The 26017-nt window shown below is 66.5% G+C and carries 22 protein-coding genes and 2 riboswitches; of the genes, 6 read left to right on the top strand and 16 right to left on the bottom strand.

The annotated features are described in order from the left end of the window. Positions 1 to 76 precede the first annotated feature (76 nt). A riboswitch (SAM riboswitch) is annotated at positions 77 to 197 on the top strand. 123 nt (positions 198 to 320) lie between these two features. Together ACFQGU_RS09175 and ACFQGU_RS09170 are read right to left on the bottom strand one after the other, a co-directional pair. After that, entirely contained in the window at positions 321 to 1085 is a 765-nt protein-coding gene (locus tag ACFQGU_RS09175) for a DUF429 domain-containing protein (protein ID WP_386765907.1), read from the bottom strand. Between the two features lie 195 nt (positions 1086 to 1280). Further along, positions 1281 to 2015 (bottom strand): DUF4352 domain-containing protein, encoded by a 735-nt coding sequence (locus ACFQGU_RS09170; protein WP_386765905.1) that lies wholly within the window; start codon positions 2013 to 2015, stop codon positions 1281 to 1283. A gap of 157 nt (positions 2016 to 2172) precedes the next feature. On the opposite strand from ACFQGU_RS09170, the gene ACFQGU_RS09165 reads away from it, so the two are divergent. Further along, positions 2173 to 2367: a hypothetical protein gene (locus ACFQGU_RS09165; protein WP_386765903.1), complete on the top strand. Its 195-nt coding sequence runs from the start codon at positions 2173 to 2175 to the stop codon at positions 2365 to 2367. A gap of 16 nt (positions 2368 to 2383) precedes the next feature. On the opposite strand, the gene ACFQGU_RS09160 is transcribed toward ACFQGU_RS09165, so the two are convergent. From ACFQGU_RS09160 to ACFQGU_RS09145, 4 genes are all read right to left on the bottom strand, one after another. Beyond that, on the bottom strand, positions 2384 to 3424 hold the full coding sequence (locus tag ACFQGU_RS09160; RefSeq protein ID WP_386765901.1) for a hypothetical protein: 1041 nt from the start codon (positions 3422 to 3424) through the stop codon (positions 2384 to 2386). A gap of 87 nt (positions 3425 to 3511) precedes the next feature. Next, the gene (locus ACFQGU_RS09155; RefSeq protein WP_386765899.1) at positions 3512 to 4492 is read right to left on the bottom strand and encodes an ADP-ribosylglycohydrolase family protein; all 981 of its coding nucleotides are present in this window, start codon (positions 4490 to 4492) and stop codon (positions 3512 to 3514) included. 179 nt (positions 4493 to 4671) lie between these two features. After that, positions 4672 to 5877 carry a hypothetical protein gene (locus tag ACFQGU_RS09150; protein WP_386765897.1) on the bottom strand — a complete coding sequence of 402 codons (1206 nt, stop codon included), beginning with the start codon at positions 5875 to 5877 and terminating at the stop codon, positions 4672 to 4674. Between the two features lie 114 nt (positions 5878 to 5991). Next, positions 5992 to 6918, bottom strand: a complete 927-nt coding sequence (locus ACFQGU_RS09145) for a phosphorothioated DNA-binding restriction endonuclease (RefSeq protein ID WP_386765895.1) — start codon at positions 6916 to 6918, stop codon at positions 5992 to 5994. A 12-nt stretch (positions 6919 to 6930) separates the two neighbouring features. Then, positions 6931 to 7048: riboswitch (SAM riboswitch) on the top strand. Between the two features lie 8 nt (positions 7049 to 7056). Here ACFQGU_RS09145 and ACFQGU_RS09140 point away from each other — a divergent pair. After that, positions 7057 to 7887, top strand: coding sequence for a DUF3293 domain-containing protein (locus ACFQGU_RS09140; protein ID WP_386765894.1), 831 nt, complete (start codon positions 7057 to 7059; stop codon positions 7885 to 7887). A gap of 6 nt (positions 7888 to 7893) precedes the next feature. On the opposite strand, the gene ACFQGU_RS09135 is transcribed toward ACFQGU_RS09140, so the two are convergent. The 5 genes from ACFQGU_RS09135 to ACFQGU_RS09115 form a co-directional block, all read right to left on the bottom strand. Next, positions 7894 to 8349 carry a hypothetical protein gene (locus ACFQGU_RS09135; RefSeq protein WP_386765892.1) on the bottom strand — a complete coding sequence of 152 codons (456 nt, stop codon included), beginning with the start codon at positions 8347 to 8349 and terminating at the stop codon, positions 7894 to 7896. A 15-nt stretch (positions 8350 to 8364) separates the two neighbouring features. Continuing rightward, a complete protein-coding gene (gene dpdD / locus ACFQGU_RS09130; RefSeq protein ID WP_386765890.1) occupies positions 8365 to 10572 on the bottom strand; it encodes a protein DpdD in 2208 nt (735 codons plus the stop codon). A gap of 129 nt (positions 10573 to 10701) precedes the next feature. Beyond that, positions 10702 to 11646, bottom strand: coding sequence for a uracil-DNA glycosylase (locus tag ACFQGU_RS09125; protein WP_386765888.1), 945 nt, complete (start codon positions 11644 to 11646; stop codon positions 10702 to 10704). 174 nt (positions 11647 to 11820) lie between these two features. Beyond that, the gene (locus tag ACFQGU_RS09120) at positions 11821 to 13320 is read right to left on the bottom strand and encodes a hypothetical protein (RefSeq protein WP_386765886.1); all 1500 of its coding nucleotides are present in this window, start codon (positions 13318 to 13320) and stop codon (positions 11821 to 11823) included. After that, on the bottom strand, positions 13317 to 14108 hold the full coding sequence (locus tag ACFQGU_RS09115; protein ID WP_386765884.1) for a class I SAM-dependent methyltransferase: 792 nt from the start codon (positions 14106 to 14108) through the stop codon (positions 13317 to 13319). The genes ACFQGU_RS09120 and ACFQGU_RS09115 overlap by 4 nt, the downstream gene beginning before the upstream one ends. Positions 14109 to 14681: 573 nt before the next feature. On the opposite strand from ACFQGU_RS09115, the gene ACFQGU_RS09110 reads away from it, so the two are divergent. Continuing rightward, on the top strand, positions 14682 to 15863 hold the full coding sequence (locus tag ACFQGU_RS09110) for a HEPN-associated N-terminal domain-containing protein (RefSeq protein ID WP_386765882.1): 1182 nt from the start codon (positions 14682 to 14684) through the stop codon (positions 15861 to 15863). Positions 15864 to 16119: 256 nt separating this feature from the next. On the opposite strand, the gene ACFQGU_RS09105 is transcribed toward ACFQGU_RS09110, so the two are convergent. From ACFQGU_RS09105 to ACFQGU_RS09095, 3 genes are all read right to left on the bottom strand, one after another. After that, positions 16120 to 16953 carry a DUF2971 domain-containing protein gene (locus ACFQGU_RS09105; protein WP_386765880.1) on the bottom strand — a complete coding sequence of 278 codons (834 nt, stop codon included), beginning with the start codon at positions 16951 to 16953 and terminating at the stop codon, positions 16120 to 16122. 76 nt (positions 16954 to 17029) lie between these two features. Further along, entirely contained in the window at positions 17030 to 18442 is a 1413-nt protein-coding gene (locus ACFQGU_RS09100) for a hypothetical protein (protein WP_386765878.1), read from the bottom strand. Positions 18443 to 18634: 192 nt separating this feature from the next. Then, entirely contained in the window at positions 18635 to 19147 is a 513-nt protein-coding gene (locus tag ACFQGU_RS09095) for a hypothetical protein (RefSeq protein WP_386765876.1), read from the bottom strand. A gap of 373 nt (positions 19148 to 19520) precedes the next feature. Between ACFQGU_RS09095 and ACFQGU_RS09090 the strand changes: the two genes are divergently transcribed. Further along, the gene (locus ACFQGU_RS09090; RefSeq protein WP_386765874.1) at positions 19521 to 19649 is read left to right on the top strand and encodes a hypothetical protein; all 129 of its coding nucleotides are present in this window, start codon (positions 19521 to 19523) and stop codon (positions 19647 to 19649) included. A gap of 114 nt (positions 19650 to 19763) precedes the next feature. Here the strand turns inward: ACFQGU_RS09090 and ACFQGU_RS09085 are convergent, their stop codons facing one another. Both ACFQGU_RS09085 and ACFQGU_RS09080 read right to left on the bottom strand, forming a co-directional pair. After that, a complete protein-coding gene (locus ACFQGU_RS09085; protein WP_386765873.1) occupies positions 19764 to 20933 on the bottom strand; it encodes a zinc-ribbon domain-containing protein in 1170 nt (389 codons plus the stop codon). Between the two features lie 103 nt (positions 20934 to 21036). Further along, positions 21037 to 21960, bottom strand: a complete 924-nt coding sequence (locus tag ACFQGU_RS09080) for an HNH endonuclease (RefSeq protein ID WP_386765871.1) — start codon at positions 21958 to 21960, stop codon at positions 21037 to 21039. A 260-nt stretch (positions 21961 to 22220) separates the two neighbouring features. Here ACFQGU_RS09080 and ACFQGU_RS09075 point away from each other — a divergent pair, with 260 nt between their 5' ends. Then, entirely contained in the window at positions 22221 to 24620 is a 2400-nt protein-coding gene (locus tag ACFQGU_RS09075; RefSeq protein WP_386765869.1) for an McrB family protein, read from the top strand. Next, positions 24595 to 25815 (top strand): McrC family protein, encoded by a 1221-nt coding sequence (locus ACFQGU_RS09070; RefSeq protein ID WP_386765867.1) that lies wholly within the window; start codon positions 24595 to 24597, stop codon positions 25813 to 25815. The genes ACFQGU_RS09075 and ACFQGU_RS09070 overlap by 26 nt, the downstream gene beginning before the upstream one ends. Positions 25816 to 26017: the final 202 nt, after the last annotated feature.

Below are 26017 nucleotides of genomic sequence, written 5' to 3'. Positions count from 1 at the left end.
GGGGCAAGGACATCGACGTATCCCTGCTCCTCGCCCGGCACCGGGTTGTCGGATGCTGCGGCTTGTGTCCGGCCCAGATCACGAAGCGCGGCCACAAGCCCTCCGGCTGGCCGCCTGGCAACCGCGCGACTCGTCGCACGGTGCCCCCGGAGGAAGATCAGCCGCCCCCTCGACCGACGGGGGCGGAAGCGACGCGGACGGAGTCGGCATGGGTCACGTGACGGACGAGGGCTGGTGCGACTGCGAGCCGCAGCGCTGGACGAGAGTTGTACGACCGGCGCCGCTGCGAACCAGGCCCCGACCGGTGACCAGGGAAGACGCTAACTCGCAAGTTGTCGCGATGCGGCCCGGGCCACGTCGCCCGCAGTCGCCGTCGGCACGTGGATCCACCCCTCTGTCCGGGCCAGTTCCCATTGATCTCGGTGGGGTGGCTGGGTCAACCCCACGCGGGCCGCGGCAGCCACAAGGGCACAGACGAACGCGTCCACGACGTGATCGCTGCGACCCCGGAGCACGTCGGCTGCTCCGGGAAGGACGGGGCCGACGCTCTCCACCATCAGAGCGGCAATCCCCGCGAGAGCATCCCGGTTCTTGGCTCCCTTGTAGCTCGTGGACCGGAGCCCCCAAGAACTCAGCGCCGCCGCTGGATACGTCTCGACGAGGTGCCCCGTCGTTCCAGTGCGGTCGACCTCACGCCCGTTCGCAGCCAAGAGGTGCTGGAGCCTGGCGGCTCGGAGTGCGACCACTCCGATGAGGTCTGACGCGACGCTGAGCGGTCGATGCCCCTCTGCCATCAAGGCCAGGTCGGTAGCGCGAAACCTCAACGAACGACGAGCAGCCGGCGAATCGGCCTCAGGAAAGCGCCATGCACCCAGCTCGTGGTGGCTGGTGATTGCCTCGACGAAGTCCTGTGGCCAACCGAGAGGCGCATCGACGCCGAGCACGTCCGAGTCCCCCACAGCCCCGACGATGTGCTCGTCCGTCACCGGGCCGACGGCGACCTGAATCTCCCCCGTTGCCCAGTCGATGGCGCATAGCGCCGTATTGACTGGATCAGCGGCAAGGTCGAGCCCCAGGCTTCGCACGGGAGCAGCGTGTCACGTCCGCATCCTCTAGGCCGGACAGGAAGCCCGGCAGGCTCCGGCCTGCGAGACACGTCGCTTGGAACAGGGCACGCAGGTGGAGGTCGGGGCGGACGCCGGGTCCGAGAAGGTCTCGTGTGCATGCGGAAGGCCCTGCCACCACACGGTGACAGGGCCTTCGCCGTTAGCGCCTTCCGATCAGGAGAGCGAGACCTGCACGCCGCCGCTGAAGGCGGAGTCGTGGAACTCGATGAGCGTCGGCTTCACGGTCTTGGGAACGTCGAAGACGAGGATCCCCTTGACCGAGTTGCCGGGGTTGATCTCCTCGATGAAGACGCTGGAGTCCTCGTTGGCGTAGATCGCCGCCTCAGTGTCGGACTCGTACTTCTTGCCGTCCTTGTCGAACACGACCTGGTTGCTGTCGAACAGGATCTGCGCCTCGTCACCGATGTTCTTCACGGTGATGCCGATGAGGCAGAACTGACCCTGCGCCTTCGTGCCCAGGATCTCGTTTCCGACCGACTTCACGCCGCACTTGAGGCTTGTCGCGGTGAACTCGAACTTGCCGTCCGCCACTGCGGTCTTCAGGCCGGGCAGAGCGTCGACCGGCTCCTCGGCCGGCTCGGACTCGGTCGGCTCCTCGCTCGCCGAGTCGGGGCTAGACGACGTCGGCGTGGACGACGGAGTGGTCGTCGCTGCCTTGTCACCACCTCCGCCACCCAGCGCACCGGCGATGATGAACAGCAGCAGTACGGCGAGAACCCAGAACCACCAGCGCTTCCAGATCGGCTTCTTCGCGCGGGCCTCGGGCTGCGCGGTAGGCGCCGTCAGGACCGGTGCCGCCGCGGGCGCCACAGGCTCCCACTCAGTCCCGGTCCAGCGGTATCCATTGACTTCCTGTCCGACCGCATAGGTCGGAGGCTGCTCACTCATGTGATCCCCGTTTCCTTCTGCGCCCGGCAAGAAGGTCTGGGTCAGCAAGAACGCGATCCTCGTCAACGGGCACCGGACCGACTACCTGCGCAACTCCCGCTTCGAGGGCGAACGCGCGACGAAGCTCCTGACTACCGCCGTCGGCTTCCCCGTCTTCGTGAAGCCGGTCCTCATCTTCACGACCGGTGCGCTCATCCCGGACGTCACGATCAAGGGCAGGCCGGACGACGTCGGCATCCTCGACCGCATGGACGTGCCCAGGGCTTTCAAGCGCTCGACCGTCCTGATGACGACCGCTCAGGTCGAGCAGGTGTACGACGTGGCTCGGCGATCGACCACCTGGTGCTCGTGACGGCGAACGAAGCCGGTCAGACCGATTCGTTCGGCGTCACCTGCGCGGCCTGCTCAAGGATGTTCGTCAGCGGATGCTCCGCGAGCAGACGCGCCCAGGCACTCACCACCGTAGCCGCGTCCTTGGCGATCTGGGCCGCCTGGCCGTCGAGGTAGCCGTGCTCGAAGTGCGTGATGATCCGCTCGCGCTTGGTCGTCTCCGCGCTCCCGAACCACTCGTCGACTCGGAGGCCGTAGTGGGCGATCCAGGGTTCGGCGTGCTCACGGACCACGACGGCTATGGCCCTGTTCTCCTCCGCAGTCGGCCTGCTCTGGATGTAGAGCGCCGTGTTCGTGAAGTCCGTTCCGATCACGATGCGCATGGTGGCGTACTTCCCCAGCTCGACCCCCAGCGGGAATCGATAGATGGCAGCGCCCTGCTTCCGGTTGATTCCGCCTGACCTCTTGACCCCGGCCGAGGCGACCGCGGGATCCACCTGCGCGACCACCGCTTCGAGGAAGGCCCCCCGCGCCCCGGCCGTGGAGCCGCCACCGCCGGTCGTGGTCGAGGATCCCAGGAAGGTGTTGGGCTCAGAGTCGACCTGGAAATCGACGTGCCAGCCGGAGGGTGCCGGGGCGAAGCGCACCCGCATCAGCACCATGCCGAACGACGACTCGTCCGAGGCCGCCACCCGGTTCACGAACTCGACCGCAGCGAGGTGCGCGGGCCTTACCTCTTCGGTGATCCACACAGCGAGCACCCGGTGGCCGCCAGCGGCGGCATGCGCGGCGTACGTGAGGATCTGACCGAGATGCCGGTGGTCGGTCTGCCCGTATTGGTTCTCGATGACGACCGTGACCTCGCCATCGGCATCACGCCCGCGGGCAAGGATGTCGAGGGCGAACGAGTCGACCTTCCACTCCGTCTGGACCAGCGCCATCTCGTCCAGTCCGAGCGCGTCGCCCAGGAGGTCGAGGTTGCCCGCCAGCCAGGGCGTGAAGTCGTGCGCCTCGTGAGGCAGCACCTCCTTCGCGTCCGTCCAGACCAGGGCGGTGATGTTGGGCGTGCTCAGTCCCACGTTCCCTCACTCCATCGGCGACAGCACGACGCTACCCGCAGCGCGGCGGACTACTCTCTGCAACCAGAAGACCAGCGGCCACGGCGATCAGGCCCTGAGCCGCGATGCACCGCCAGCCAGCGCTGCGCCGCGTTCGGCGAGCGCCTGACCGGTGAGGCCCGGCCACCCGTGCAGCTTCGCGGTCCACCCCATCGGCACGGCCGATGCACCCCAGCGAGCACCGAGCAGCTGCCCCGCGATCGCGGCGACCGTGTCGGTGTCACCCCCGCCGCGCACGGCGTTCTCGAGCGCGAGCCGCAGGTGCAGCGGCGGGTCGCCGTCCGGCACCTTCGTGGTCGTGATCGCCGACCATGCCCCCTGAAGTGCGTGCACGACCCAGCCGTTCTCCGGGAAGTCCCGCGGCCGCGCCTTCTCGGCCTCTGCGATCCGCGCGGCCCACGTCGTACGCCGTTCCTCGGGCAGGGCGTCGAGCCCACCCGCGAGGTCGAAGGCGCCGTGCAGCATCGCATGCCGGATCGCGAGGCACCAGAGCACGCACGCGTCGCCGGCGTCGTCGTCCCAGTGCGTCAGAGAGCTGACCTCTCGGGCTGCCGAAGCGAGACCCGCGGGATCGGAGAGGTAGGCCAGCGCGACGGGGGCCGTGCGCATCAGCGATCCGTTGCCGGCGGTGCGACCGGTCAACGCGTGCAGGGCGTGCGACGCCTGCGACAGCGCCGCGGCCGACACGTCGCCCGAGTGTCGAACCGTCGAGATCACCGAGCGGGTCTGGTTGCCGACGTCGGCCGCCGTGACCGCCCAGTCGACCCATCGACGAGCGACGTGATCGAGGTGGTCCGTCAGCGCGGTACCTGATGTGGCAGCCCGTTCCGCGGCTTCGAGCAGAGGCACGGCCATCTGCGTGTCGTCGGTCCACTCCCCCGGCGCCCAGCCGAACGAGCCGCCGCCGATCAGCTCGACCTCAGTAGCAGCCGACAGCGCAGGCCCGAACTCGTAGCCCGCACCGAGCGCGTCGCCGGCCGCCATCCCGAGCAGCGCGCCCGCGGCGCGATCCGCCAACCCTTGCTTCATCAGTGCATCCCCTCCGGGACCGATGCTGGCACAGGGGTGCGACGTTCACGGCCGCATCTGGGCGTGCGTGTCCGTCCACGATCCGCTGTCGGGCAGCTTGCCCGGCAAACGGTTGCCCCCAGCCCGATCGATGGTTGAGCGAGACTCCCCCACTGCCTGTGGGAGTTGGTGGTGGGATCTCAGTCTTCGGCGGCCGCGTCGTCATCCGACGAACGCGTCCGCCGCGCTCGATCGGTGATGCGGTTCGTGAAACCACCCGACACGGACTTGACACGGTCAACGGACTGGCCGCCCAGCCGCTTCGCGGTGTCGAACCCGTCCGCGCCCGTCTCGAGGGCCTTGTCCCGAGCGTCGGTGGCGGCCTCGGTCCACGTTCGGGCCTCCAGCGCTTGACGCTCGTGCTCCAGCCCGAGTCGACGGTCGAACTCGACCACGGCGTCGGCGACCTGGTTGGTGGCATGGACGACCCCGGGAGCCGTGGTCGGGTGGAGCAGCACCTTCGTGTTGGCCACGGCGGCCGCGGAAGTCATCCGGTCGAGCAGCTGCTGCGTGGTCCGTGAGATCCGCGCCAGCCGATCTTCGCGGGCGGCCCGAAGACCCATGCGGTGGCCGTCGAGCTCGTCAGGCGAGGCGTCCAGAACGCGGTCGAGCTCGAGGATGGCGATGGCGTCTTGCAGCTGGACGCAGCGCGCAAGCACTGCGAGCCATTCCTGGGCCGAAGACTCTGCGTCCTTGGCGATCTTGGCGAGATCGCCCACCTTGCTGTGACGCTCCATCTTCTCGGCGAGGGCATCAAGCTGCCGCAGTGCGTACACCTGTGTCTCGGCGACGGTGGCCGGTGAGGCCTGCACTTTGGACCACGTCGTCTCATCAACTCGGCCGCGGTGCTGACGCAGCGCCATGGCCTCGTCCACCACGAAACCCACACCGATCATCCGCGACATCACAGCGTCCTTCTGCGCGCGCAGGATGTCATCGACCTTCTCGTCGATGACGGCCAAGTAGTCGGTGATCTCGTTCATGGCTTGCTGCATGGCCATCTGGGCCATGATCCCGCCGACTCCCGCGAGCACTGCCGGGTTGGCGAGAGCAGCCCCCGGGGTCTTGGCGAACTCCACGAAGCCCTTGATCTGGCCGGACTTCCCTCTGAGCACTCCCGTGCTCAGGCCGCTCTTCGAGCTCTGCCTCAGCCCGTACTGGTCGATGGCCTTCGCAGACTCCTTGCTCAGCTTCACCCACCGGCCGGATGCGGAGGCCAGCTGCGAGCCCGCCTGGGCTGCGGTGGAGCCGGCGTTCATGACAGACCGAAGGCGCGGCAGTCCTAGGTCGAGGCCCGTAAGCCCCTCCGAGGCCAGGAACGCGTCGACGGCCGCAGGGTCGCCCATGACGGGAGGCCGTCCCCGTCTCGGACCAGCTCGACTTCGCCGTCCACACAAGCCCCCTTAGACCCCCACAGACCTGACTCCAGCACCGTAGCCGACGGTGCCCACAGCACGGGATCAGGCAGCGAGCGGATCGCCCCTGAAGACCTGGGTGCGGTGCCACTCGACGTGGACCGGCGCGGGCAACTGAGCGCCCGGCCGCGGCCGGAGCTCCCGGCCGTGAAGGTCGTAGACCTGCTTGCCAACACCAGATGCCCGGAAGTGCTCCGACACCTGCACCCGCGCATCCGGTGACAGCCCGAGGGCGCCGCGGTCGAAGAGTTTGTGGTGCAAGGAGCAGAGCGCGAGCCCGTTGTCGAGCTCGTCGGGGCCGCCGACCTTGAACCAGCGCACATGGGCGGCCTCGATCCCGACCGGCGCTCCGCCCAGCGATCCGTCATAGCCGCAGAAGGCGCAGGCGCCGTCCCAGGCGCGCACGATCGCGTCTCGCCAAGCAACGCTGCGCTTGCGCTCCTCCGGCGTCACCGCGGCCAAGCCCGGTGCGAGCAGCTCCGGGTCGAACCCGACAGCCAGCAGAACGTCGGGCGCGATCGTGCTGGGGAACTGAGCGTCGACCAGGCTGCGCACTACTCCCTCCAGCCGTCGAGGGTCCTGGATGAGCGCCGCGTCGATCGCCGGATCGAGCCGGCCGTGGACGTCGGTCTCGCGCAGTGGCGTGACTAGGTCGTCGGGCACATCAACTGACAACGCCCACACGCCGTCCGCGCGGAGTCGCGTGAACGGGTAGGCCGCGCTCTGAGGCCGACTCGTCTTCGTCGTGGGGCCGAACTCCGCGATCAGTCCGGCAAGACGGTCCTCGGCCTCGCTCCAGGCGAGGTCGCTCGAGCCCGTCGTCGCAAGCTTCTGGAGCGCCAGCAGAACGAGCAGCGGCTTGTGCGGCACCCGGGCCCCGTTGTGCCGGTACTGCTGCAGCGCGAGCAGCCGCTCGACCGGATCAACCCCCACACGGCCACTGTGCCAGACGCGTTGTCGGTGGTCCGGCATACAGTTCACCCAGATCAAGAAGCGCGACCACAAGCCCTCCGGCTGGTCGCCTGGCAACCGCGCAGCTCGTCGCACGGTGCCCCCGGAGGAAGATCCGCCGCCCCTCGACCGATGGGCGGAAGCGACGAGGGGGCCCCCATGACCGACATGACCGATCCCGAGATCCAGCGCGCCCACGACGCCCTTGTGCCGTACGTCGAGCCTGAAGGCCTCGGCCGACCCGAAGGTCGGAGCGTGCGGCAGCGGCCCAACACGAGCGTGATCGAGTCGTATCTGATCCAGCAGCACACGTGGCGGACAGAGGTCGGCAACGTCGTGACGCGCGCCTCCGTCGAGCGCCCGCTCACACCCGAGGAGATCGAGGCTGCGGCGCCCGCCGACCACTGGCTGGTCACGGCCTGGAACCCACTGGGTAACCGCCGATCGCTCTCGGAGAACGAGAGGTTGAACGAGCGCCTCCGGAGCGAGCTGGCCGAGCAGGGCGCATCGATCGAAGGCGTGGCCGCGACAACACCTCCGGACCGGTCCTGGGTCGAGGACGCCCTCGTTGTGACCGGCATCCGCGAAGAGGCGATCCTCGAGATCGCCCGTGACTACTGGCAGCCGGCCATCACCGCCCTGTCCCCCACCACACTGACCATCGTCCCGACCGGGATCCTGCCCGGACTGCGGGGCGGCATCGCCTTGCGCGAGGACGTGGCGTCACCGCCCACCTGTCCAATGCGGATCGACGACGAGCCCGACGCGCTGTGCACGATGCGCGGTGGTCCCTGGGTGTCGGCGTCGATCCACGCCGCGCTGCTCTGGAAAGTCCACCGGGGTCTCCTCCTGTCGCGGCTCGGATGCGTGCCCTGCGCCGACGGCTCACGGCCGACACTCGGCCCGCTGGCGAAGACTGGCGGGCCGATCGCCATCCGGCCCGGCGACCTCGACCTTGCCAGCCGCTACGGCGGCTACGTCTGGCGCTGACGCCGCTTAGCCCTCGGCCGTGACGGGTGGCCCCCACCCGTCACGGCCGTAGCCGAAGACGAGAAGGCTCACGACATCGACCTCGCGCCTCGGATCGCCGAAGAACGCTCCCAGCCGCGTCACCACCCGGTGGAAGGGCCGCTCGCGCGCGGCACCGCCTTCCCGCCAGTTCGCGTTCGGCACGATAAGGAAGAGGTGCTGCGCGTCGGGGCTGACGTGGGTCTTCCAGATGTCCTTGAGGTCATGATTGTTCGTGGTCGTGCCGCCTCGCTCGACCTCGGCCAGGACACCTCGGTCCGGAGCCAGCCGGAAGAAGAAGTCGGGACGCGCATGTGTCACAAGCCCGTCCTGCTTCGTGAGGACGATCTCCTCGCCGAACGCGAGCTCCTGCTTGAGCAGGAGCGAGACGATCTCCTGGATTCGTCCGCTGGAGGCATCCCCCGTCGACGAAAGCCCGATCACGACACGGCCCTTCCCCTACGCCATCGCAGACAAGACTGCTCGAAATAGACCAGTCGCCCCGCGACCTTGAGCCATGACCACTTGCGTGCTGTCCGGCTTCACGTCACGGATGTGATTGGTGGCGGCGTGCTTCGCCGTCGCCCACCCCACAACGACGATATCGCTGCTTCTCACCATCGCCGTGAGTCGCTCGGAGGCATCGTGTTCATGGTTCAGCACCACGCGGGCCGACGGAGCGACCTCCAGAATCCACCCTCGGACTGTGGCGGCCGCACCCTCGTCCAGCGTGTAGATGCCAACGGTCAACCCCGACAGTGGAGACGACTCAGTGCCACCAATCTCGTCCTCGGATTCTGTGGGTGAGGACCAGATTTCGGTTGGTTGGCTCGCCTCCCGACCAAGGAGGCGAAGCAACACGCGCTGGGTCTCGTTCACACGATCGGCGTATGCAGTCAATTGGGAGTAGAGGTCGACCACGAATGCATCACGCTCGGCAGGCACGGGTGCGGGCGACGAAACAACGGCGTCCAGCACGTCGGCCGCCCAATCGCAGCGGCGCCAGGACTTCACGCGCGTCCAGACGTCCAACAGGTCTCTTAGCAGCGCCGAGTACTGCGACTCATCCATCCCGCAGCCAAGAACAGTCGCGGCGATCTCAGAGATGGTGCTCAGGTCGGTAGCGGTCAGATCAGACTCGTATGTGAGGACGGCCAGCAGCGCATGATGAAGTGGCGCCAAGCGTGTGTCGGAAGCGCCCGACCGTTGGCAGTAGGTCAGTGCTCTAGGAACGGCGTCGGCAACGAGAGCCATCTGATCGCCCGGGCGGGTTGCCAGGAACAGGTTGGTGAGGGCCGCAACACCTTGATCAGAGTCCAGTTCCGACGCCATCCAGCCTGGCAGCGCCTCGTCCAGCAAGTCGATGGTCTCTCGATGGGGGTGCTGCGCAATGCGATCGAACCAGTCCGCCCACGTGCTTGGAAGGAAGCGAGTCCGCTCGCGGAGTTCCAGTAGGGCGAGTTTGACCAGACCGTCGAGCCCAAGTTGCCCCTGCTCCTCCAGCGACAGTGCATCGAAAGCATCGAGCGCAGACTGTGCCGCGTCTTTCGTACCAATGGAGACTGCTGAAACCAGGAGGATCTTCGCGCGCAGTTGGCTCGGTTCATCAACGAGAGCGACCGCGAAGGCCCCGTCCAGATCGCCGAGTTGGAAGTTCTGGGTCGCCGTACGCGCTGAGTCGGAGCGCTGCTGGCGCCGATCCCAAACGGCCTGCAACCAAGACCGAACACCCGCGTTCCAGGGTCGCGCAAGCGCCTCGTCAGCGAACGCCTCGTTTGGCCGAGCGCTGTTGACTGTGGCGAGCATCTGCAGGCGGACGGCCGACGCGTCGTCGCTCGCTCTGAGGGTGGTGAACAGTGGACCGTATGACTGGGCCAAGTCCCGACTGAAGATTTCGATGGCCTGGTCAACAGGCACCGGCCCATCGGTATCGACCAGATTTGCATCGAAGACGATCTGCTGAAGCGCAGTCGTCACTGCGAGGGGTCGCCTGATGGTGATGAGCGTGTCCACATCCGGCAAGTTGAGTGCGTCTCGTGGATCTTCGAAGGTCGCTGCCAACCGGAAGCGCAGAAAGAGGAGGTTGGTCGCCGTCAATTGCCGGTTTCGCTCGATCTCCCCGATCGCCTCGACCGCCGACTCGTACTTGTGCCCAGCCAAGGCAAGTTCGAAGTCTCGTAGAACGCGCCCCAACGGGCGAACGCGGACCCACCCGCGCTTCGGTCGGAGAGTCCAGGCGCGGTGAAGTCGTTCCAGGGCGATTCGAAGTGGGACCACCTGTCCTGGCGACGCAGTGAATCGGTATGCGTGGGCGTTAGCACCGAGACTCAAGATCGCGAACTCGACTGGATCCGACGATACGAGCGATGCCGCTTCGGGAGAGAAGTCCGAGTACGGATCGCCTGTCACTGCGGCCAACTCAGCGCCAAGGCGTCGGAAATCGGCGTAGTCGGCGGCAATGGCGTACCAGGTTGGCTGTGCTCCGTCACCTACCCGCCGAGGCAAGAGCCAGGGCCACGGCGAACCTTCCCTCACGTCGTGAATCAGGTCCTTCAGGAAGTTGTGCGATGGATCAGCGCCCTCGATGGTGTTCGGGTCTATCCCGAGGTCATTGCCAGGCCCGAAGAAGACGTCGAGGAAGTTGTCCCGCGATTCTCTGCTGTCCATCGCTAGACCGCCACGTACTCAGGGTTAGTGTCGTCGGTCAATCAATGTCCATCCGACAGTCACGATGACATTGCGGCTGACGACCCGCGGAACGTTCCGTCCCTGGTGGTCCGACTGCTTCTGGCGAACCTACGAGTGGGAGCGCCCGCCTGCCTGTTCCCAGTGGATCTCTGCACCGAGGAGCCGGTTGACCGTGGTGAACGTCCCCGCGTCCTGGGATGCCTTCCGGTAGGCCCCCCGGGAAGAAGGATGCGGTGCCGTCACGGTGTGGTGGTGCGAGGCGTCGACGAGGGCGCCGACCTTCTGCGCCTCGTTCCCCCACAGAACGAACACCACCGGCTCGTCCCGCTCGTTTAGCACTCGGATCACCTGGTCCGTGAAGTCTCGCCAGATGGGCAGGTGCGCTCCAGCCTTCCGTCCTCGTTCGTAGGTGAGTGCCCGGTTCAGCAGAAGCACCCCCTGCCTGGCCCAGCCGGACAGGTCGCCGTGGTCGGGAGGGTCGAAGCCGTCGTGCCGCATTGCGGCGTGGATGCTCCGCACGCCCGCCGGCAGCGGCCGCACTTCGGGTGGAACGGAGAACGCCAGTCCCATCGCATGACCCGGCGTCGGATACGGGTCAAGGCCGACGATCACCACACGCACTTCTTGGAAGGGCACCAGCGCGAGCGCGGCGAGTTCCAGCCCGCGCGCCGGGAAGACCTCACGACCAGCACTGCGCAGCTGCTCGACGGCGGCGAACGCTTCGACGGGTTCCTCCAGGACGCCGGGCCAGGGCAGCCGAGCCGCGATGAGGGCGCGCAGCTCCTCCGCCTCGTCGCGCGGTAGGTCGGGATCCTCCCCTCGCGGTGCTCTCTCGTCGAGCACGCGGTCGATCTCACCGGGCACGGAGCTTACGTCGATCACCGCTCCGTCCATCGTCACGATGAGGCCTCCGCCGTCGAGCATCACGTCCGGGTTGTCCGCGTCGACGTAGGACACGACCCAGGCGTCGCGGTGGCGCGAGGCCCGGGATGCAGTCAGGCGAGAACCACGCAAGTGCTCGTTGGCAAGCCGCTTGGCCTCTCGGGCATCCATGGTGACTCCTCAGATCTCGACGGCTGTGCCCCGACGCTGATGGTTGCCAGCATCGTCTGGACGGTCCGTTGACCTCATGATCTCGCCCGGGTCCGACAGCGAAGGCGCCACCGCCGCCGCGGGGCAGGAGCGCATCGCCTGACTCGACTTCCGCGCGCTCGATCTCCGATGTCTCTACGAGCCTCGAACGATGGACGCGGCGAAGCGCGTGAACAGCTCGCTGATCTGTGCATGGACCTCGGCGAGCATCGCCGGCCCACCGACACCGGTGGGGATGCGCACGGGAACCGCCCACCCGTTGGGATCGTCGACCACTTGACCTGGAGCCAGTTCCTCGAGAACACGACGACCGATCTCGGCATGTGAGGTGCTCCGGTGCACCCGAAGCCACGCGGCCGGAGCGGAGTCGTTCCTCCCCCGCCGCAGGAGGCACGTCGCGATGTGCGCCTCCGACGCGCCAACCCGCATGTAGCGCACGCGCTCGTAGTCCTCGTCGCTGGTCTGGACCGGGTAGATCCGGTCCGGGTAAAGGGGGCGGCTGGCTTCGGTCAGCAGGGTCCAGATGTCCTCATGGCGCCGCTCGGAGCCGGCAAGCAGATCGTTCGCTTCGAGGGGACCGATACCCAGGACGCCGTCGAGCATGGCGGTGTCGAGATGGCGGGCCTGGTCAAGCTGGTGCTCCATCTCGACGGTGATGGCGGCCGCAAGGTCGTCGATGAGGCTCTCCAGCGCTGATCGGAGTCGCTCCGCCGCTTGGCTACCGTAGAGGCCCGGCTCGATCCTCAGCGGCAGCCAAGTCTCGTCCTTGGTCTCCTCAGTTCCGGGTCTGATGCTGGCGAGCGCGCGTCGAGCGAGGCGGCCGTGAGCGCTGGCACCGGCGACACGGAGCCACGCCCATGGCCGAGTCGGGTCGTTGCCCGGATCCTTCCTCCCGACGCCGACGGCGACGGCCGCGCTGTAGTTGCCGACGGGCAGGTACCGACGATGCAGGAGGTTCCAGTCGGTGCCGGAGGGCTGCCGGGATTCGCGGATGCCGAATGAGGCGTGGTCGACGACCCACCACACGTCCTCACGACGCGACGCGTTGGCTTCGAGGAGCTCGTCGGGGAGGAACGGGTCGATGTCCGTGGCGTTGTGCGCTTGGACGAGGCCGCGCAGCTGGGCGACGTCGCCGCTATGGGGCAGGGCGGCTTCGAGCCGCTCCAGGACCTCGTCGTAGGTCCAGACGGCGAACGTGGCCGGGCCGGCGGTGAGGTCTCGGCAGCGAGCTACCACTTCCAGCGCCTCGGCTCTGCGCGCGGCCGGTGCCAGCACGACCAGGAGCCCACCTGTGTCAGGCAGCCGGTCGGCGTAGCCCACCAACTGCTCCGGGGTGAGGCTGTGGCCGATCTTGGCCTCGACGATGACTCGAGTTGTCGGGGGATCGCCCCAGGCGTACTCGAGATCGGAGCGTCCACCGTCACCGACCACCTCGCCCCTCCATCGGCCTGCGCTGTCCGGGGTGATGCCGCTTCGGGCGATGAGAGCGTCGAGCGCACCCGCCGCCCCGTCCAGGCCAAGTACCCAACAGATCCCGGTGGTGAGGGCGACCTCGGGCTGACGCAGCACTCCGAACGGGACCAGCGCGGCCAGCAGTCCCCCGGCCTGGTTCGGTACAGGAGTCGAATCCGTCATGGCGAGACGCTAACCGTGCCGGACCGTGTGTCGCGCGCCTTCCCAGGCACCACAGCGACGTCTCCGTCGCGCGCGGTGATCACCCAGCCGGAGCTCCGTCGCTGCATCTGGTCGGGGTCCACGTCCGGGCCTTCGATGTTGAGGACAAGGTCGAACGGTGCACCGATGACGACGCCCTCGTTCCAGGACGCAGGGATGAGAGCCCGTACGTGCGGGTGCTTCCGCACGAGCATGTTGAGCATGGCGGTGCTGTGATCCAGGCCGGTGTACGTGCCGGCGTCGATGACGCCGAAGTCCAGGGGCAGACCGGTGCCGCATCCGATGTCCAGCGTCCTTGGACTGCCCTCCGGGAAGAGGCGGCGGATGTGCTCAGCAAGGATCTCGTCGCACCGGCGGTCGCGGGCGCGGTCGTACTCGGTTGCGAGTGCGTCCTCCGGAACGGTGGACCCGGTGCGGGTGTTGGGGGCGTCCTGGGGTCCGTAGACGCGGTCGGTGGTGGCCTGGTTGATCAGGTCGGTGCTGTCGAGGTCGGCGTCCATGGTCCACCACTTCAGTCCCCCGTCCCGGCTTGTGAGGTAGATGCCGGTCATCGAGTAGAACTTGGCGGGGCGGCCGAACGTGGCGATGACCTTGGCCGCCCGTACGAAGTCGCCATGGCTCAGAGGGCAGCCGTTGCGCCCGGCGACGACGTACTCGTGCGGGGCCGTGTCGGCGTATGTCTTGGCGAACGTCCAGGTCAAGGCGGGGGCGGTCTCGAGCCACCAGTCGAGGTCCTCATGCGTGATCACACCACTGGTGTACCCGGGGGCACCGACAACGAGCCGGGCGTCGGGCTGCGAGCGGTGCAGACCGGGGCGCTAGCGGATGCAGCGGGGCGCCTGGGGTCACGGGAAGTATCAGACGCCGGGCGTCCGGCCATGCCGCTTGCGAGCTTGCGTCACACGCCGTCGACGTCCTCGAGGTGGTCGGCAACGTTGGCCTAAAGATGGACATGCGAGACACACTGATTGCTGTCAGTTGTCGCAGGTGCGAGGGGTACAGCCAGCTTCGCTCAATCTCGAGCTTCCGATCCGCCGCAGTCGGTGCAGTCCTCGAGCCCGGAGGGCAGGTCCGCGAGGATGACGTATCGCCCGCCGTCCCCGATGGCTCCGCACGTCAGGGTGTGGACCACGCCCCTCGGGCTAACCCATCGAACCGAGCGCTTGTCGTTCCTGCCAGTGCTTGTCACTCGTCCACCTCCGGTCGAAAGCAACGTAGACCCAGGGCCCCAGCCACCATGACATTCCCTTCCTTCCTGCGCGCCGCGGCCCGGTCGACGAGTCGGCAAGTTGGGGCTGACGACGTCAGGTTGAATGAGTGCTATGGGACTCACCAAGCGCTACGCCGAGGCGATCGAGGCACGCGGCTACCGCGACACCGATGGAATCGTGTGTTCCCGATGCTTGTCTGAGCCATGGCTGGTCGCCTTTGTACGTTCGGAAGGCGGTCAAGATGCGTGTAGCTTCTGCGGCTTGTCGCCACAGTCGCCCGACGCCTCGGCGCCGTTGGAGCGGGTCGTCCAGCTGATTGTCGAGGGTCTTCGTTACGAGTACGAGGACCCGGCACAAGGCGCCGGCTTCGATGGCCGAGAGGGCGGGTATCGCGTAACGACCTTCGACACCTACGACCTGCTGGATGATTTCGAGATCACCGAACAGCAGGGCGTCCTAGAAGCCATCCTGTGGGCGATCAGCGATGAGCTCTGGTGTCAGAAGGACCCATATGCAGCAATGCCAGCTGAGGCCCTTCGGTGGGGGTGGCAGGCGTTTCGCGACTATGTGAAGCATCAGAGGCGGTACACATTCCTAACGCTTGACGACTCCACCGCGGACGGCGCAGGCAGCATCCCTATGCACGCGGTGCCCGCTGCGGTCGTAGCCGCGGCTAACGAAGTCGGTCTGACGAAGCGGCTACCGGCTGGCACCACCTGGTGGCGTGCGCGCGTCCACGGACCCGGGGATCGGCACGATGACGCTGCCAGCCTCGGCTCACCCCCGGACTCGATTGCCCGCGACAATCGAATGAGCCCGAAAGGCATCGGGGCGTTCTACGGTGCCTCTACTGATGAGGGCGCTCATAGGGAGGTAGCTGGCTACTCGGGGCCAACTGACGAGGCAACCGTGGGAATGTTCACCCAACTGACGGATCTCAGCGTCGTGGATCTGCGCGACCTACCCGAGGTTCCTTCGCTCTTCGACCCAGCGCGCCGGCATCTCCGTGGCCCGGTCGAGTTCCTCCTCGACTTCGTCAAGGACGTCACCGAGGTAGCCAGTCCAGACGACCGACAGAACCTGGAATACATCCCTACCCAGGTCATTGCTGAGCACCTCCGCTACGACCTGCCCGTGGACGGCATCTTGTGGCGTTCCAGCAGGGATCGAGACGCTGATGTAGCCGTGTTCTTCCTCACCAGCGCCGCCATGTGCGACGCCGGCTCATGCGACGCGAACTCGCGCCTGCGGCTCGAACCGGGAACGATTCGGCGACTCCCCGCGCCTTTGTAGACGTGCCGTCGAAGCAGTCCGACGCGGTGGCCGACGCCCCAGCCGTCCGATCGAGGGCTCAGTCGACCATCGCTCCATGGGGCCCGGATACTCGCCGAAGCTGTACCGATGGGGCGGTCGATCAGTGTCCGTGAGGTTCAGCCCGGTGATCGCCGGCTCGGCAAGCGTCACGAGATCGAAAGCCGGACTCATTCCTTGAGGTTGTCGCGTGCCACTGACTGTGCACGGCTTATCGAGTGCAGCAGCTCAACTCAAGTTATCCAGCTGCGCCTGTCGAGTGCTGCAACGTTGCGCGACGCGACGTCCAACTGCAGGTCAGCAGGGGCAAACCGCCTGAGAGTCGTTCCGCGACAACGCGTGGACCATACTCAGAACCTAGGACGACCCCCAGCAGTGCTCCCTCCCACGGGACGTACAACGGCTCGTCCAGGTTTGATTCAGGCAGGTCCCACTGGTTGACCAGCACACGCCATTCACGCTCACCTGACCAGTCCGTGTTCTTCTGCAAGTACAGGCTCGGAACGACGTCACGTTCCATGGTCACCGCGTCCAACAACTCCTTCAGTTCGACCACAGTCGATGGAGCGCCGAGGTAAGGCAAGGTCAACTCACGATCCGTGTAGTCCACGGCACCGCACATCGTCAGGTTCCCGTCTCGGACGGGGACGTGATCCGACACGGCTTGACCAATAGCTCCGCGGTCGAAGACCAGACATGCCCCCTGATGGGCGGCCCCGTAGTGAGCCCACATAGCCGGCCGAGCCCAGCCCTTGGCGAGCCCATGCCCAGAGCCACTTGATCGCGTCTCGGTGAAACAGCCGACTCTGACGCCCCGCCGTAGCAAGCGATCGACCGCCTCCTCCATGGCTCGGTCTGCCTCGAACCAGGCATCGTCGACGTCGCCGGCGTGGCCCAGCAACTCGTCGGGCATCCACTTCTTGTTCTCACGAGGATCGTTCAGGCTATTGAAGGTGCTGAGACGAAGTGATCCGGTCGCAAGGATGGCGTGCAAACCTGGCTGCGACGTGTAGTGGTACACGCAGTCGTTGTCGTCACCGGTCAGGAGTTCGTACAGATCGCTCTGGCGCATGGGTGAGATCCTGGCAGGGGACGTCAGCGCAGACGGCGGTTCACTCAACGAAATAGGTGTCGCCGGTCAGGCGCACCTAGGGCAGGCGGTAGTTCCGATGGCTGGCCTCGTTGTAGACCGAGCCACGGTAACCCAGCCGGCTGAGGAGGCAACCCATCAGCATGGCCTGCCCTCGGAGCATGCCTTCCGTCTTGTCCTGCGTGCTGCGTTGTGCCAGGCGGCCGTGGATGAGATCGTTCCTCAGCTTCACGAAGTCGCCAACCTCGGCTTCGCTCATGGGCACCTGGAGATGACCCAGAAGGCGACCAAGTTGGTCAGCGGCGGGGCGGCGGAACATGTTCCCTGCAATCTGGGTGATCTTGCTGGCGAACTCGCTGTTAGGAGCGATTCCCTGAGCGGCGCTCGTAAGCGCATCTGAGATGTCCTTCTTCTGCCTCCTCGTGAGCTCGTAGCTTGCCTTGGTGGGCGGGAGCCACTCACCGGCGAGGAGCTCGAGCGCGGTCGCGGCGAGAACTACTGACGCCTCCGATTCGATCTGTGAGGAAGCGTGCCTGACCCCAGTGGCGACTCGGACTACGTGGCGATCGTCTTCCGTCATTGCGTCCCAGGTGGGTACGACATCGTTGAGAAACGCCTGTAGATCGTTGCTGGATACGGCTCGGCGACTTCTGCGCACCAGCGGTCGGCCGTAGTCGCGACAGTGCCCTCCCATAGCCGTGCCGTCGGGGGCGATGCGCAGCACTGCGAGAGGAATAACTCTGCGACCGGAGTAGATGTCAAGGAGCCACATGAGGTGACGTTCAAGGAGTTCGTCGACCTGAGCAGCCCCCACGTCATGGCCGAAGTCCAGCGCTACTTGTGTGACGTAGGGCAGGTCAGGTGGCGGTTGGCTGTCGCCATGGTTGGGTTCGGCTGCGCGTCGGTCGGTAACCAACGAAACCTGGACCTGGGCAAGGGTTGTGGTCACCTGCTCGTGCGGCTTCGGTACGCCGACGAGCCAGACGCGCCAATGACGTGCGACCGCTTGATCGCCCCATTCGATTCCCTCGCACATGCCGCCGAACTGTGGTTGCGGGTCAAACAGGTCCGTCGAGCGCTGGGCACTGGCGTGAACGACGTGGACGCGAGTCTTGCCGATGTTGAGGTCGAAGTCGCTGACCTTCCATTGACGGGAGTTGTCGAAACCGAATCCGCTGCCGCTGCTGCCCAAGTCGAGCAACTGTCCAGACCAGTCGAAGCGACCGTGCTCCATGAGGTCGTGCCGAACCGTGACCTGTAGATGTGAACCAGTTGGAAAGAGGGTCGCCGGCCCCGTCGGCGGGTTCGAGACGTCGGCAACACCCGCGAGGTGGGCTGTGCCCAGCCGCAAGCTCAGCAACGCCGCCTCCGGCCCGATGAGGTCAGTGAGCAGTCCGGTGGCAAGAAGATCAGGAGGGACGTTGCTCCTCTTGGCCCAGGACTTGCGCGATGCCGCCTCCACCAGGTCCACCTCGCACATACTCGATACAACCATCGCCTGAACTCGACCGCGTATGGACGAGAGCCACGCAAACGGCAGACGCGGCGATGGGTTCATGAGGTACGGCTCCCAGCTAGCCGTTCTCTCGCAAGCGGTCGCGTGGCACGCAGCGCACGATGGTGGTCGGCTCCAGACTCCAGCAACGTCGTGTCCATCCCGCTATCAACGTGGTGCCATCCCCAGCCAGCGTTGCGCATCTGACACGGCGTTGGCGAGGATGAGCGCTTTGATATCTGGGTCGTCTGGGAGCCTACCTTCGCTCCTCGTTACGTGACCCACCCATGCCGCTGCCACTGCGACGATGTCGTCTGCGATCTCTATGAAGGACCATGCCGGCGCATCCGGTTCGTCCACTCTCGCCCAGGTGAGGTGGGCGAGGTACTTGTTGATCGTCTCCCGCCTTTCACCAAGCCGGCTGACGGCATCGTCGGGCGACGGTGTCCACTCGGGTGCGAAATGCGTGCGAAGCATGTCGTCGTCGCGCGGCCTGCGCCGCGTCACCACGAGGAACTCTTCGAGAGCTCGCGCGTGCAAGAGTTCGCACTCAAGGTAGGCAACTCGATCGTTCTCGTCATCACTGCTCAACATGCGGAAGGCAGAGTAGGCACACATGTGCACTTCGTGCGCAATGTGACTGAACGCGCGATCGTCTCGCGACATCTCGAGGCCCCACATGATGGTCAGGCTACAAGCCGAGGCTGGCCGTGGTGGCCGATGACATCGGCTCCGTCCTACGCGAACGTGACCGTCGCCGAGGTCGGCCGCGACCCGGCTCTCACTATGGCTCATGTCTATGACTCCACCGACGTCTAACCCCTTGTGGCGCAATGGCTTCCGGAGACGAGTTGGACTCGCAATGAGTCTAACCAGGACGCGGTTCCCAGCGTTTCACCAGCGCGAGTGCGGCTTCTAAGGTTGTTCCCTACTGGTCAGGGGCGGTAGATGCGAGATCGGCGAGGAGGGCACAGCGGACAAGATGACGGACACTTCACCACAGCGTGATGACCCGACGAAGCCCCCAGGCGACGGGGCTGAGACGGACATCGACATGGCTGCCGACATTGCCTGGAACATGGCTCTGGAAGGTCGCAAGCTCACCAAGGACGGCTATGGCCGTTTGTTGCACAAGGTCGCGGATCTTCGACTGGGGCGAGAGAAGCCCTCTGCAACGACCTGAGCCTCTAGCCTCGCGCTCTGGCCAGTCCATTGTCAGTAACCCAACAACCTTAGAACCGTACTCACCCCAGCGTGACGACGCCGCCATCTCGGCCGTGGGCAGCCTTCTCACGACCTAGCTGGTCAGGGGGCGGGTGGCAGCGATGAGGTCTACCCCATGGATGCCTGGCGGAACGTCGAAGCGACCGCCGTGCCAGCGGACCCAGACGGCGAGGGCACCGGCGTCGCGGGCGAACACGAGCTTCTCGAGGCTCTCCTCCTTGTGGGTGGAGTCGATCTCCACCACCATGTCCGGCTCTTGCGGTCGCATGATGGTGAGATCGAGTCGACCGAATCGCGAGCTCTTGCCCGGTGTTATCGGGAGGCTGAGCTCCCGGAAGACGTTCCACCGTCGGTCACGCCACTTCCCCTCCTGGTCGTAGGCCCAACCCGCGATCAGCTCGGTCAGCAGCCCCGTGACGTCCCCCATCTGCAGCTGTCGCTTGCCGAACAGTGCTTCCAAGGCTGCTACCTCCTGCCGAAGATGCGAATCCAGGTCGTTGAGGACGTCCGGGGCTGGCGTTGTGTCGTGCTCGAGGGCTCCCAGGTGGTGCAGCCACCCGATCGGCCAGTGAGCGCGGCCGAGCACCGGGGTCGGCTCGCGTCTCGCCACAGCGGTCCGCAGGTCTTCCACGGATGGGACCAGGTTGGCGGCCAGCCTGCGCTGGGCGGCTAGCGCAGTCCCGACAGCGCCGGTCTTGCCGAACTGCTCCTCGCTGACGATCGCGACGCGAACAGCATGGAGTGCCACCCGTCTCCACTCGGCAACCAGGGGCGCAGGCGTGTCATCTGGCGGCCGGCAGTCGTCGAGGAGGGCGGCAGCACGCTCCCCGGAGTCCGCGTATGCCCTCTTGGCCGTTGCCGAGTTCGCGACACGGCGGGCCTGATACTCCGCCTGCGCCTCCTGCCACCGGCGCTTTCGACACGAGGGGCAGCCACGCTGTGGCTCCGCGAACGCTGCCGGCACCTCAGCCGTATGGCCGCAATCGAAGGGCGCGATGACGTGATAGCCGACGCACACCCGGCACGCTGCCCTCTCCCCGCCCTTCCAGCCCGGAAGGCCGGTGCGTGTGGCGACGATCTCCTCCCACTCGTGCCCTGCGGGGCATCGCCACCAGGCTCGGAAGCTGTTCTTGGACGAAGTGTCCGCGGGGGTGCGGGTGCCGTTTCGCTCCGGGTGCCATGTCGCAGCGACGTCCGGGTAGCAGGCCGCCAACGCGGCCTCTGGTTTCATGGTCCTTGCCACGTTCGGCCTCCCCCGGGGTCCAGTAGGTGAGCTCTTGCTACACCTCACCTCCGACAATGGCCGCCCACGAGGCCGGTCGACGGGAGCGCCCAGCGAGCCTCGGCTACAGAGCTGCGGTAGCCGCGCTGCCCAGCTGACGCTGGAACTGGTCCATCCGCCATTCGAGTGCATCACGATGGGGTCCGGGACGACCGCTGAGACTAAGCTGCTCGATCCGCATGGCGCCGGCAACTGGTCCCTGAGGTCGAATCACGACGTCCAGGGTGCGCGGGTGCAGAGTCCACAGGAACGCGTCGAACGCTCGATGCAGCGCCGCGTTGAGAAGGATCGCGTTGCCCTCATGGTCCGACCCGCCGCGCGCGACCGGGATAACGTGTGCCGCCTCCAACATGCTGGGCACAGTGATCCCCGTCAGCGCGCAGCTGCCCCCGTACTTGCGAATCGTGTTGAACGCGAAAGTCGGATCTCGCTCGAGTCGTGAGGCGACGGCCTGGCGTCTGCGGCGCTCAGCGCCGCGGACGAAGACATCGACCTCGTCATCGCGGCGCAGCATTGGAGCTACGGCGCGGTCGCCGAACAGAATCAGTGCAATACCCGCTGCGTCATCGTGGTCTACCACCCACCCAAGGTGGACTCGTCGTGCCGCACCCTCCTCCGAGATGACGAACACTGGGAGCCGCAGGCGTTCGGCAGCCTTGATGGACTCGACCTCGCCGCTGTCTCGTGAACCTGCTCGTCGCGTCTTGGGATAGTGGTAGACGATGCCCGACTCGTCCAGGTCGTCGGCGTAGTGCCGCCCGGTATGGCGCAATCCCACCGCCACTCCCGAGGCGACGAGGGCCGAGGTTCGCGTCTTGTCGACCCACACCCCCTGTTGGCCGCCGTACGCCCCGGAGTCGCGGACCTCACCTGAGGTGAGATTCGGATAGTTGGGCGAGGCCCGGAGCGCTTCGTAGGCCGCCAACCGCGCGGCCAGTTCCTCCTCGACCCTCGATGTCCGCGCAAGCACATCGCGCAGCTTAGCCACGGCCGGCATCGGCAGGAACGATCGTGAATCCGCCACCACGGTCAACCTCGCGGGGAAGCGATCGGGTGCGTGACCCGGCCTCCACCTGCGACATCGGGCTCCGATGGGGAGTCGAAGGTCGCCCCGGAGTTGCTGCCCGACACGCACCCCGACCATAGGCGCGATGCCATTTGCGACGAATGCGCCTGGGCTGTCGGCGAAGTTGATCACTTCTGTGCGATCCGCTTGAGGCTGTCGGTGCCTTCCGATCAGATGGACCCATGGCAACGACGCGGATCCTGTACCCCTCTGCTCAACTCGTGTACGACGCGGCCTTGCGGTGGCGCGACGAGTGCCTGATCGGCGACGGCTCGCTGTTCTCCTCCTCGGTGCGCCTGGGACTCGTGGACGGCGAGGGGCTGGTGCGGGACTTCGTTGAGAACCCCGACCTGGGCTCGGGCGACTTCCTCAGCAAGCTTCGCGGCCAGATCGGTGGCGCCGGAGCGACCGAGGTCCAGCTAGCTGCCGAGTTGCTGTACGTGCATCTGCTCGTCGCGTGGTCTGACTCGATCAGCGGGTCGCGCAAGCGCCAGATCATCAACACAGTACTGAGTTTCAGCCCCGGCACGTCCGCGATACCCGACGACCTGGCTGGGCGCCTTGATGCAGGACTCGTAAGACCGGGTCAGGCGTTCAACTCCTACCGGTGGAAGCAGTTCAACCTGCTCATCGAGTTCTACGTCGCGGTGAAGCGGCTCGACCAGCCTGCGCGAGGACGGTTGTTCGATGACCCCGCAGCCTTCATCGCGCTACTTGACTCCCTGCCTGAGCAGGGTGCGGACATCCAGCGCAACAGCCTGCAGCACTTGCTGTTCCCCGACGTGTTCCCTGCGATGGTGAGCAGGGACCACCGTGAGCTCGTCCTGGCTCATTGGCCGCAGTTGTCTGGCCCCCACGATCGACCCGAGGCGCTGCGGCTCGCTGCGATGTGTGCGGCCCTGGAGCCGAACCAGTCCTGGGACGGGCAGGCGTTCACCAACCTCTACCGCAGCCCCTACTGGTGGCAGTGGCTGCAGCCCAGCGGCGGCTGGACGCTGTTCCTGAACTGGGGCGAATGGTTCCTCGACCGCGTGGACCTGGACCAGGAAGAACGCGACTACAAGCTGCACACCGCCGCCCTACTGGCCGACCTGCGTGCCGCAGTCGACGACGGCCGGGACTGGGTAACGATGCTTCGCGAGGCGTTCAAGGACACCAACGTGGTGTCCTGGCGCGCGTTCGACCCGTTCCTGTCCTGGGCCCAGGAACACAGCGACGACGCCGCGGCCGCTCTCCAGGCGCTGTGGCACGACGCCGGGTCCGCCTCGATCGACCGATTCAGCCGACTGGTCCCCGCCGAGGCAGCTGACGGGTTGGGAGGACGATTGAGCATCGCATCGTTCCTACTCGGCGCGATCGACGTCACCCGGTTCCCGACCTGGCGTTCCCGTGTGGTCGACAAGGCATACCAGCTCACCAACTTCGCCAAGACGCAGCCGACCTCCAGCGACGGAGAGCACTACGACCGGTTCCTGGAGTTTCTCGACCTGCTGGTCGACACCTCCGACGCGAGGTTTCGAGGGCAGATCCGCGACCGGCTCGACGCGCAAGGATTGATGTGGACGCTGATCCAGGTCGAGCCAGACTCCGCCTGGACCCCGGCGCAGGTGGAGGCCCTGCAGGCATGGCGCAGCGGCAAGGGCACCGGTCCCATCGTCGGCCCAGTCACTACGCCGGTAGACACTCCGAAGGTCCACGATGACCCGCTGGCCGACGACGAGCCACGCACACTCTCGGACCTGGCCGGTGAGCTCTACCTCGATCCGACCTTCTTGGACGACACCGTGCAGCTGCTGCACGACAAGCGCCAGATCGTCTTCTACGGCCCGCCCGGGACGGGAAAGACCTTCGTGGCCCGCAAGCTCGCGGCCTGGATTGCCGGAAGCCCCGACCGCGTCACCCTGGTGCAGTTCCATCCCTCGTACGCCTACGAGGACTTCATCGAAGGCCTCCGCCCCCAGGAGGGCACCGCCGGATTCCACTTGGTCCAGGGTCCGCTCATCCAGCTGGCCGCACGCGCGGCGGCTGACCCCGCCCACGACTACGTCCTGATCGTCGACGAGATCAACCGCGGCAACATCGCCCGCGTGTTCGGCGAGCTGTACTTCCTGCTCGAGTACCGCAACGAAGCCATGCGTCTGCTCTACTCCGAGGCCCCGTTCCGGCTCCCGCACAACCTCCTCCTGATCGGCACTATGAACAGCGCGGATCGCTCGATCGCTCTGCTCGACAGTGCCTTGCGACGGCGCTTCTACTTCCGCCACTTCGACGCCACCGACGAACCCGTCTCCGAGGTCCTGCCCCGCTACCTGGCCGACCGTCACCCGGACCTGGCCTGGCTCGGCGACGTCGTGGCACGGGCAAACCAGCGATTGGACGACCCGGCAGTCGCGATCGGACCCAGCTTCTTCATTCGCGACGACCTCGACGAAGCCTGGATCGCACGGATCTGGAGCGCCGCGATCCTTCCCACCCTCGAAGACCACTTCTACGGCCAACCCGACCGGGTCCGCGCATTCGAGCTCGACGCTCTCCGAGGGGAGGTCGGAATCGCGCATGACGACCCGACTCCAGCTGACTGAGTGGTCCACCACCCCCGGCGTGCGGCTCACACCCCCGCAGCGCGACCTGCTGCGGACCGTGTTCACCGCCACCGTCCAGCCGAGCCCCGGGACTAACGACCTGTTCGACGTCACCCCCGGCAACATCATCGGTGCCGGAACCGTCGATGGGCTTGCGATCGTGATCCGTCCGAAGATCCCGATCAGTCGCGTCCTGTTCCTGCTCGGCTACGCCACCGATCCTGACCACTGGCGGGACGGCGAGGCGGCGATCGACGACCATGTCGACGTCGTCGACGTCGTCGACGCGGTCGCCACCCTCTATCTGCGCACGATCCGCCGCACCATTGGCCGCGGTCTGCTGGCCGGCTACCACGAGGTACGCGATACCCAGCCGACCGTCCGTGGTCGCATCGACCTCGCCGAGCAGCTCAAACGCCGACCTGGCCTAAGCGCACCTCTTGCCCTCGAGTACTGCCAGCATGACCACGACATTCCCGAGAACCAGCTGCTGCTCTCCGCCGCGCTCCTGCTCGCGCGACTCCCTCTGCGCGACACCGCCACTCGCCGCGAGTTGCGTCGCCTCACGGATTCCTTCCCTGACGTCACACCGCTCCAGCCGCACCGCAGTCGGATCCCGAGCATCACCTGGACCCGTCTCAACGGCTACTACCGGCCGGCGGTCGAGCTCGCCAGGCTCCTGCTCAGCGGAGCCAGCCCGGAGCTGGGTGCCGGAAACGCATCAACGGACTTGCTGCGCATCGATCTCACCGTTGTCTTCGAAGACTTCATTCGCGCGGCGTTGCGCGAAGCGGCCCACCTGAGCCCGGAGGAGTTCCCCGACGGCGACCACTGTGCGCCACTCCGTTTGGATGTGAAGGGACGGGTGCGTCTCAAGCCGGACCTGTCATGGCACCACCACGGCACGTGGCGGTTCGTCGGCGACGTCAAGTACAAGCGTGACACTGGCCCGGGCGCCAACCCGGACCTCTATCAGCTGCACGCCTACGCCACCGCTACCGGCCTGGACGATGCCTGGCTCATCTATGCGTTCGGGCCGCCCGAGGCTCGGACCCACCAGGTCATCGATGAGGGACCTCGACTGCACGTACGGCACATCGATCTCGCCGCCTCACCCAACGACATACTCACGTCGATGTCGCTGCTGGCGGCAGAGCTCCTGCCCACGGACGGCGCCAGCACGCTGAGCGCCTGAGTCTCCCAAAGGTGGGCGGAGCGCCCTGGACTCACCCGGACATGGCGGATGAAGGCCTGGTTCCTTAGTCCGCGGAAAGTAGCGCCGCCGGGCCTGTGGCAAGCCGAGCGGGCCCGCCTTGGTGACATCAGGGACCTGTGCCGAGAGCTCGGCGTCCCGGGATCCAGAACCTCTAGGCGTGCGCAGATGGCCCAGGTTAGTG

The sequence above is a fragment of the Longivirga aurantiaca genome, from assembly GCF_042660085.1.
GTDB classification, from domain to species: domain Bacteria; phylum Actinomycetota; class Actinomycetes; order S36-B12; family CAIYMF01; genus Longivirga; species Longivirga aurantiaca.
The sequence above is the reverse complement of the archived record's forward strand: the minus strand, read 5'-3'. Positions and strand labels throughout refer to the sequence as shown.

Bases quoted from the DNA above. Each gene is read 5' to 3' on its own strand.
- ACFQGU_RS09170 (WP_386765905.1), bottom strand. From the start codon at position 2,015: ATGAGTGAGCAGCCTCCGACCTATGCGGTCGGACAGGAAGTCAATGGA.
- ACFQGU_RS09155 (WP_386765899.1), bottom strand. From the start codon at position 4,492: ATGAAGCAAGGGTTGGCGGATCGCGCCGCGGGCGCGCTGCTCGGGATG.
- ACFQGU_RS09150 (WP_386765897.1), bottom strand. From the start codon at position 5,877: ATGGGCGACCCTGCGGCCGTCGACGCGTTCCTGGCCTCGGAGGGGCTT.
- ACFQGU_RS09145 (WP_386765895.1), bottom strand. From the start codon at position 6,918: ATGCCGGACCACCGACAACGCGTCTGGCACAGTGGCCGTGTGGGGGTT.
- ACFQGU_RS09140 (WP_386765894.1), top strand. From the start codon at position 7,057: ATGACCGACATGACCGATCCCGAGATCCAGCGCGCCCACGACGCCCTT.
- dpdD (WP_386765890.1), bottom strand. From the start codon at position 10,572: ATGGACAGCAGAGAATCGCGGGACAACTTCCTCGACGTCTTCTTCGGG.
- ACFQGU_RS09125 (WP_386765888.1), bottom strand. From the start codon at position 11,646: ATGGATGCCCGAGAGGCCAAGCGGCTTGCCAACGAGCACTTGCGTGGT.
- ACFQGU_RS09120 (WP_386765886.1), bottom strand. From the start codon at position 13,320: ATGACGGATTCGACTCCTGTACCGAACCAGGCCGGGGGACTGCTGGCC.
- ACFQGU_RS09110 (WP_386765882.1), top strand. From the start codon at position 14,682: ATGGGACTCACCAAGCGCTACGCCGAGGCGATCGAGGCACGCGGCTAC.
- ACFQGU_RS09105 (WP_386765880.1), bottom strand. From the start codon at position 16,953: ATGCGCCAGAGCGATCTGTACGAACTCCTGACCGGTGACGACAACGAC.
- ACFQGU_RS09095 (WP_386765876.1), bottom strand. From the start codon at position 19,147: ATGTGGGGCCTCGAGATGTCGCGAGACGATCGCGCGTTCAGTCACATT.
- ACFQGU_RS09090 (WP_386765874.1), top strand. From the start codon at position 19,521: ATGGCTGCCGACATTGCCTGGAACATGGCTCTGGAAGGTCGCAAGCTC.
- ACFQGU_RS09075 (WP_386765869.1), top strand. From the start codon at position 22,221: ATGGCAACGACGCGGATCCTGTACCCCTCTGCTCAACTCGTGTACGAC.
- ACFQGU_RS09070 (WP_386765867.1), top strand. From the start codon at position 24,595: ATGACGACCCGACTCCAGCTGACTGAGTGGTCCACCACCCCCGGCGTG.